General features: G+C 71.1%; 6 protein-coding genes. 2 read left to right on the forward strand and 4 right to left on the reverse strand.

Annotation, left to right across the window (positions count from 1 at the left end):
* Positions 1-1,024 (reverse strand): Clp protease N-terminal domain-containing protein (locus FGF04_RS33010; RefSeq protein WP_149515074.1); only part of this gene is annotated, 1,024 nt, incomplete at its 3' end.
* A gap of 146 nt (positions 1,025-1,170) precedes the next feature.
* A complete protein-coding gene (locus tag FGF04_RS33015; RefSeq protein ID WP_149515067.1) occupies positions 1,171-2,025 on the reverse strand; it encodes an NAD-dependent epimerase/dehydratase family protein in 855 nt (284 codons plus the stop codon).
* Positions 2,026-2,157: 132 nt separating this feature from the next.
* Between FGF04_RS33015 and FGF04_RS33020 the strand changes: the two genes are divergently transcribed.
* Positions 2,158-3,006: a helix-turn-helix transcriptional regulator gene (locus FGF04_RS33020; RefSeq protein ID WP_149515068.1), complete on the forward strand. Its 849-nt coding sequence runs from the start codon at positions 2,158-2,160 to the stop codon at positions 3,004-3,006.
* Positions 3,007-3,076: 70 nt separating this feature from the next.
* Here FGF04_RS33020 and FGF04_RS33025 read toward each other — a convergent pair whose 3' ends face one another.
* A complete protein-coding gene (locus tag FGF04_RS33025; protein WP_149515069.1) occupies positions 3,077-4,498 on the reverse strand; it encodes a non-reducing end alpha-L-arabinofuranosidase family hydrolase in 1,422 nt (473 codons plus the stop codon).
* Positions 4,499-5,168: 670 nt separating this feature from the next.
* Between FGF04_RS33025 and FGF04_RS33030 the strand changes: the two genes are divergently transcribed.
* A complete protein-coding gene (locus tag FGF04_RS33030; protein WP_149515070.1) occupies positions 5,169-6,599 on the forward strand; it encodes an endo-1,4-beta-xylanase in 1,431 nt (476 codons plus the stop codon).
* A 254-nt stretch (positions 6,600-6,853) separates the two neighbouring features.
* Here FGF04_RS33030 and FGF04_RS33035 read toward each other — a convergent pair.
* Positions 6,854-7,529, reverse strand: a 676-nt coding sequence (locus tag FGF04_RS33035) for a helix-turn-helix transcriptional regulator (RefSeq protein WP_149515071.1), incomplete at its 5' end; no start/stop codon positions are given.

The following is a 7,529-nucleotide window of genomic DNA, read 5'->3' on the forward strand; positions in this document are numbered from 1 at the left end:
CCCGTGTCTCCTCCGCCAGCAGCAGCGCGACCAGCGGACCGGTGCCCGCGTGGGGTGCCGTGGCGCCTGCCGCCGGCTTGGCCCCCGGCTTCGTTTCCGACTTCGCCCCTGGCGCCGCCACCTCGTCGAAGTACGCTTCGGCGGGCCGCGCGTCGGCCGCCAGGCGGACGTGCCCACCGGCCAGGGCCCCGTGCACCGACGCATGGCTGAGGCCCAGGTCGGKCAGCCGCTCACCGCCCGCGAACCGGACGCCGGTGTCGGAGTCCCGCACCGTCGCCAGGTGCGGGTACCGCAGCGCGACCTCGTGGGTGGCCAGGACCGCCAGCAGCACGTGCTCGGTGCCCACCGCGCCGTCGCCGAGACGGCGCGCCTGCTCGTGACTCTCCTGCCTGACCCACTCGACCGGCATCGACGCCCAGTTGACCCCGCCGCTCCTGAACAGCCATCGCTTCCACCGGGGCATGTGACGGTAATGGCCGCGGCCCAGGAGGGCGTCGCGGGTGGCGTGCAGCAAGGGGGAGAGGCCGTCCTGCRCCGGGCTTGCGGCGGCGCCGTCGAGCCGGGCGCGTACCGCCTGCGGCGAGACCTGGCACACGGCCAGCGCCTCCACCGCGCGGTTGTCGCCCTCCAGCAGGCCCCGCAGCAGGTGGACGGCGCCGAACTTCGCCGCGCCCTCCCGCCGGGCGTGTTCCATCGCCGCGGTCAGCGCCCTGGCCGCGGCGCCCGTGAAGCGGACGCGACGGTCACCGTCCTCCCCCAGGACGTCCGGTGCGGCCACGCTCGCGTCGGCGTCGTCGTCACCGCTCCAGACGTCGTCACGGCCCTGCCTGGCCCGCAGCAGCGCGAGGAGCGCGACCTTGGTCGCACCCTCGTCCGCGAGTGCTTCGCGTGCTGTTCCCTTGGTGGCGGTGAGCCCGGCGAGCAGGTGCTCGGTCCCGATGGGGTCCTCCGCGGTCGTCCGGGCGCCACGGGCGGCCCCCAGCACCCCCACGGTCTTCCAGTCCGGCTCCTTGATCGCTTCCATGCGGTCTTCCCTCTTCCGATCGGTGCCGCCCACAGCCTGTCCGACCAGGGCGGACACCGCATCCACCGCGAGACGGATCTATCGCTGCCGGGCCGCGCCCGCCGCACCCGCCGCACTCGCCTCGCGCGCCGCACCCGCCTCGCGCGTCACAGGGCTCCGGCGTCCCGGGCCGTCCAGGCGCTCGGGTAGATCGGACGGAAGCCGAGCTCCCGCCGGATGCGCTGGTTGGAGATGATCCCGAACCACGGGTCGGGGTCCGTGAACGCGTGCAGCCCGGCGGGCACCTCCACGCCGTTGAGCTGGTACAGCTCGACCGTGGTGACGGGGGCGTCGTCGGCGATGTTGTAGATCCGGCCGGCGATGCCCGGCGCGTACAGCAGACGCATCAGGCCCTGGGCGACGTCCGCGTGGTGGGCCATCTGCAGGCGCTGGTGCGGTGCCCAGCGGCCGGCCCACTTCAGGACGTCGGCGAGGTGCGGGTCGCCTTCGCCGTAGACGAAGGGGAGCCGCCCGATGCGTACGTCCAGGCCCTTGAGCGCGAGCAGCTCGCGCTCGGCCTCGGCCTTGGACTCGGGGTAGGCGCCCCACAACTGGCCGCCCGGCCGGCTCTCGTCCTCCTCGGTCAGCGGACGGCCCCGCCCGGTGCCGTACACGTTGTTCGTGCTGACCTGCACGAACCGCTCCACGCCGGACGCCTGCGCGGCGCGGCCGAGGGCCACCGCGCCGTCCCGGTTGACCGCCCACGCCTCGTCGTCCGGTACGCCGCGGAAGGAGGCGGCGATGTTCACGACGGCGTCCACCCCGGCGAGCGCCTCACCGAGCGTAGCCTCGTCGCGCAGGTCCCCCACGGCGACCTGCGCGCCCAGCTCCGCGAAGCGCGCGCCCCGGGCCGCGTCCCGCACCAGGACCCGCACCTGCTCGCCCGGCTGCGACCGGTCCAGCAGCCTCGGCACGAAACGGCGTCCGACCTGTCCCGTCGTACCGGTCACCAACGTCAGCATGATGTGCTCCTCACGCACTCGCCTGTCACTGACCACCAGCCTCGGCGGAGGCGGGGACGACCGGGAGAGACCTCTCCATCAGGGGACCGGCGATCCCTGGCTGAGCCGGCCGCCCTCCCGCACCATGGAGAGGTGAACCGAGCCGAACTCGCCGACTTCCTGCGCCGCGCCCGTGCCCGCCTGAACCCCACCGACGTGGGACTCACGGCCGGGACCCGCCGCCGCACACCGGGGCTGCGCCGCGAGGAGGTGGCCCAGCTGGCCGGCATGTCCGTGGACTACTACACGCGGCTGGAACAGTCCCGGGGCCCGCGCCCGTCCCGCCAGATGCTCACCGCGCTGGCCCGCGCCCTGCGCCTGACGGAGGACGAACGCGACCACCTCTTCCACCTCACCGGCGAGGAGCCGCCGCGCCGGGAGGCGACCGGCACGCACGTGCGCCCGGGTCTGCTCCTGGTGCTGGACCGGCTGCACGACACCCCGGCGACGGTGGTGACCGACTGCGGCGAGGTCCTGGCCCAGAACGCGCTGTCGCGGGCGTTGAGCGGCGACGTCCTGGCCCGCCCGCCCCGCGGACGCAACATGATCCGCCACTTCTTCCTCGACCCGGCGGCCCAGGAGCTGTTCCCGCCCGAGGACCGCCCGCAGCGCGCCCGCGAACAGGTCGCCGGCCTGCGGGCGGTGGCCTCGGCCCGCCCCGCCGACCCCGAACCCGCCGCCCTCGTCGCCGAACTGCGCGCCCGGAGCGAGGAGTTCGCCCACCTCTGGGACGAACACGAGGTCGCCGTCCGCCGCGCCTCCACGAAACGCTTCCGGCACCCTGCGATCGGCGTCCTCGAACTCGACTGCGAGATCCTCGTCAACTCCGACCACAACCAGCAACTCGTCATCCACACGGCCCGCCCGGGCACGCAGTCCTACGAGCGCCTGCAGCTGCTGCGGGTGGTGGGCCTGCAGTCCATGACGCCGACGGGCCCCTGAACGCGTGCGCACCCTTTCGGGTGCGCACCTCGTCCACCGCGCATCGCCCGCGGTCCCGGCGCCTTGACGGTCAGCGCCGCAGGGTGAGGACCCCCGGCCGCCAGGGGAGCTGGTCGTAGGGACCGCCCGCGGTGGGGGACTTGCCCTGGTAGAGGAACTGCAGGTTGCAGGGATCGACGGTCATGGTCTGGTCGGGATTGTTGCGGACCAGGTCACCGTGGCTGATGTCGTTGGTCCAGGTGGCACCGCTGTTGGCCTTGCCCGCGAAGGGGTTGCTCTCGCTCGCGGCCTGCGGGGTCCAGGAACCGCTCAGGCTGGAGGCGGTGAAGGAACGGAAGTAGCGCCCGTTCGCACCCATGGCCTCGACGATCATGAGGTACTGGTTCTGGCCCTGGACCTTGTAGACCTGCACGCCCTCGAAGAGGTTGGCCCTCGTATCGCTCATGATCGTGGTGTACGACGATCCGAAGCTGCCCGGGAAGTTCCCGATCGGCATGCTCGCGCGGTAGATCTTGCCGTTGTCACCCGCGAAGAAGAGGTACATGTTCTGGCCGTCCGCGATCAGGGTCTGGTCGATCGGTCCGGTGTCGGAGCCGGAGATGCTCCCGGTGAACAGCGGCTGCGGAGCGGACCAGCCGTTGGGGTTGGTGGGATCGCTCGACGTCCGGTAGATGAAGGGCCACGCACCCCACTGGTACGCCAGTACCCAGACGTTCTTGGGCGCGAAGTAGAACAGCGTGGGAGCCACCGCGGCCTGGCCCATTCCGGTCTGTCCGGCCGAGGCCATGTCCGACCAGTTGGTGAACGGGCTGAACATCATCGAGCCGTAGGACGACCCCGACACGTTCGACGCGTAGACCAGGTGCTTGCCGTTGTGGGTCACGGTGGTGAAGTCCTTCACGGCGGCCCAGCCGTTCGCCGGCTGTGCGAGCACCCCCGTGGACGTCCACCGGTACGTCGAGGGAAGGGCGCACGCCTCCTCGGGCGGCGTCGCGGTCAGGCCGGCCCACTTCTGGCCGGCGCCGCCGTTGCACGTCCCGATCTGCACCGTCGTCCCGTTGGCCGTACCGCCACCCGTGGTCTCCAGGCACAGCCCGGACTCCGTGCCGACGACCGTGCCGTCGGAGTTCACCCGCCACTGCTGGTTCGTGCCGCCGGAACAGGCCCAGATCTGCACGCGGGTACCGGGGGTGGTGGCGTGGCCGGGTACGTCCAGACACTTGTTGCCGTAGACGCTCAACTGCTGATTGTCCGTCAGCGTCCACTGCTGGTTGGTCCCGCTCCAGCAGTCGTGGATCTGCAGGTACGTGCCGTTCTCCTGGCTGGCGCCGGGCACGTCGAGGCACCGGTCGGAACCGGCGCCGCGCAGGGCTCCGGTGGTGGCCGCCTGAGCGGGGACGGCGACCAGGAGCGCCGCCAGCGAGGCCAGGACCGCGGCCGCGGCGGCGAGCGCCGCGGAGGTGCGCCTTCGCCCGGGACTTCGTCTGCGCATGGAACTTCCTCCACCTTGAGGGAGCGATTCCGGTAGGCCTCGTCAGGGGGCGTCCGGACTGTCAGTGAGAACCCGTTTTGGTGTGGGCATGACATGCAGGGAACGCTCTGTTCGTAATGGCGAACAATGAGCGACCTGTCGAGCGCTTTGCATCTTAGGGACCCGGTGAAGGGCGTCAACACCTCTCGCATGTTTCGCTGATCAGGCCGAAACATGGAGGAGAGATCAAGCGCGTAACGGCGCACAGCCGCATGGCAGGCGTCCGACCGGTGCGGTATCTCGTGACGCTCTGACCTCAGAGTCTCCACTGAAGGTGAAATCAGGGGTCTGGCGTCGGGCTCATCGATCCCGAAAGTTTCGAATGTGAAGCAGAAACTTTTTGTGCGACGAACCTTGACGGTACATCACCAAGGCCTCAATGATTCCTGACGGAGAGAGCGACCACAGCCCGGCATCGCGAGCCGCGTCGATGCTGAGCGAACCCCGGGTGGGGTGCCCCCGTGGTCGCCTCCGAGATCGCCCCGGAGAGCGTTCGGTCCCGCGACCGCGGTGTCCGACGCATCCGCGCTGCCCGGACCGCGACCCACTCGTCCTTCCGCCGGACGGGATCGGTCCATGTCGTTCCACCGCGCTTCAGCACGTCCGCGTCTTCTACCTTGGAGGCACAGCCATGGGCCCACATGCCCTCCCCGGACCAGCCGTCCGCCGAAGGATCCGCAGCCTGCTGCTGGCACTGACCCTCGGCGTCCTCGGTGCGGCCACCACGCTGGTCGCGTCACCCACCGCACACGCCGCCGAGAGCACGCTCGGCGCCGCGGCGGCGCAGAGCGGCCGCTACTTCGGCACCGCCATCGCCTCGGGCAAGCTGGGCGACTCGACGTACACGACGATCGCGGGGCGCGAGTTCAACTCGGTGACGGCCGAGAACGAGATGAAGATCGACGCCACCGAGCCGCAGCGGGGCCAGTTCAACTTCACCTCCGCCGACCGCGTGTACAACTGGGCGGTGCAGAACGGCAAGCAGGTACGCGGCCACACCCTGGCCTGGCACTCCCAGCAGCCCGGGTGGATGCAGAGCCTCAGCGGCAGCACACTGCGCCAGGCCATGATCGACCACATCAACGGCGTGATGGCCCACTACAAGGGCAAGATCGCCCAGTGGGACGTCGTGAACGAGGCCTTCGCCGACGGCAGTTCGGGGGCCCGGCGGGACTCCAACCTGCAACGCACCGGCAACGACTGGATCGAGGTCGCCTTCCGTGCCGCGCGCGCCGCCGACCCGGCCGCCAAGCTCTGCTACAACGACTACAACGTCGAGGACTGGACCTGGGCCAAGACCCAGGCCATGTACGCGATGGTCCGGGACTTCAAGCAGCGCGGCGTGCCGATCGACTGCGTCGGCTTCCAGTCGCACTTCAACAGCGGCAGCCCCTACAACAGCAACTTCCGCACCACGCTGCAGAACTTCGCCGCCCTCGGCGTCGACGTGGCCATCACCGAGCTCGACATCCAGGGTGCGCCGGCTTCGACCTACGCCAACGTGACCAACGACTGCCTGGCCGTTCCGCGCTGCCTCGGCATCACGGTCTGGGGCGTGCGGGACACCGACTCGTGGCGAGCGGAGCAGACGCCGCTGCTGTTCAACGGCGACGGCAGCAAGAAGGCCGCGTACACCGCCGTCCTCAACGCGCTCAACGGCGGTACCACCAATCCTCCCGCGAAATCCGGGCAGATCAAGGGCGTCGGTTCGGGACGCTGCCTGGACGTCCCCGGATCCGGCACCGCCGACGGCACCCAGCTCCAGCTGTGGGACTGCCACAGCGGCACCAACCAGCAGTGGGAGTACACCGACGCCGGTGAGATCAGGGTCTACGGCACCAAGTGCCTGGACGCCGCCGGCACCGGCAACGGCTCCAAGGTGCAGATCTACAGCTGCTGGGGCGGTGACAACCAGAAGTGGCGCCTCAACTCCGACGGATCCATCGTCGGCGTACAGTCCGGCCTCTGCCTCGACGCCGTCGCGAGCGGCACCGCCAACGGCACGCTGCTCCAGCTCTACACCTGCTCGAACGGCGGCAACCAGCGCTGGACCCGTACGTGAGGGAACCCGTCACGGGTGAAAGGGCGAGTCGATGACCGCTTCCGACGGGGCCCTTGCCGCCCCTCCAGGAAGACGCCGCCGATGATCCCGGGCCGCCGCCGCAACGCCGGCGGCGGCCCTCGTGGTTGAACGCCTGAACGCCACCGGCGGTTGCCGCAGCCGGGGTTCTGCGACTCGCCGGCCACCTGCCGGCCGGACGAGACCGGCCTCCTGCCGACCGGACGAGAGTGCCCGACACCGGGCCGCAGCCGCGATCACCCGCCGTCCTGCCCGACGGCTTCCTCAGGGCCGCAAGGAGCTTCCGCTTGCGGCAGCGGCGTCCCGGCCGCCGCGGCGCGGAACGCCCTGGGGCTGAGGCCCTTGTGGCGTTTGAAGGCGGCGCTGAAGCCGAAGGCGTCGGCATACCCGACGGACGTCCCGATCCGGGCGATGCTCAGGTCGGTGTCGGCCAGCAGCACTTCGGCCTCGTCCATGCGGCATTGCGTGAGGTAGGCCAGGGGCGGACGGCCCATCAGCCGGGTGAAGCGCTTGGCGAACAGCGCCCGCGAGACACCGGCCCGAGCGGCCAGGGACGCCACCGTCCAGGCTTCGGTGGGCCGCTCGTGGAAGGCGTGCAGGGCGGGGGAGAGGACCGGGTCGGAGAGGCCTCGATACCAGCTGGGCGCGTCGGCGCCGGCCCCGTCGAACCAGCTGCGCAACGTGCACACCAGGGCCCAGTCGAGGAGCCGGTCCATCAGCGCCTGCGAACCGGCCGTGAGGCGGGCGGCGTCGGCGGCGGCCGTCTCCAGCCAGCCGCACACCTCGGCGTCCTCCTCGACCACCAGGACGGGCGGCAGCGCGCGCAGGAGCCGCTCGTGGCGGTGGTTCGAGGCGCGGTAGGCGCCCACGATCAGCGCGGTCGCCTCCGCGCAGTCGTCGCCCCAGTGGATC

Source organism: Streptomyces apricus, from assembly GCF_008369065.1.
GTDB lineage: Bacteria > Actinomycetota > Actinomycetes > Streptomycetales > Streptomycetaceae > Streptomyces > Streptomyces apricus.

Coding starts and splice junctions, on each gene's coding strand:
- FGF04_RS33015 (WP_149515067.1), bottom strand. CDS start 2,025: ATGCTGACGTTGGTGACCGGTACGACGGGACAGGTCGGACGCCGTTTC.
- FGF04_RS33025 (WP_149515069.1), bottom strand. CDS start 4,498: ATGCGCAGACGAAGTCCCGGGCGAAGGCGCACCTCCGCGGCGCTCGCC.
- FGF04_RS33030 (WP_149515070.1), top strand. CDS start 5,169: ATGGGCCCACATGCCCTCCCCGGACCAGCCGTCCGCCGAAGGATCCGC.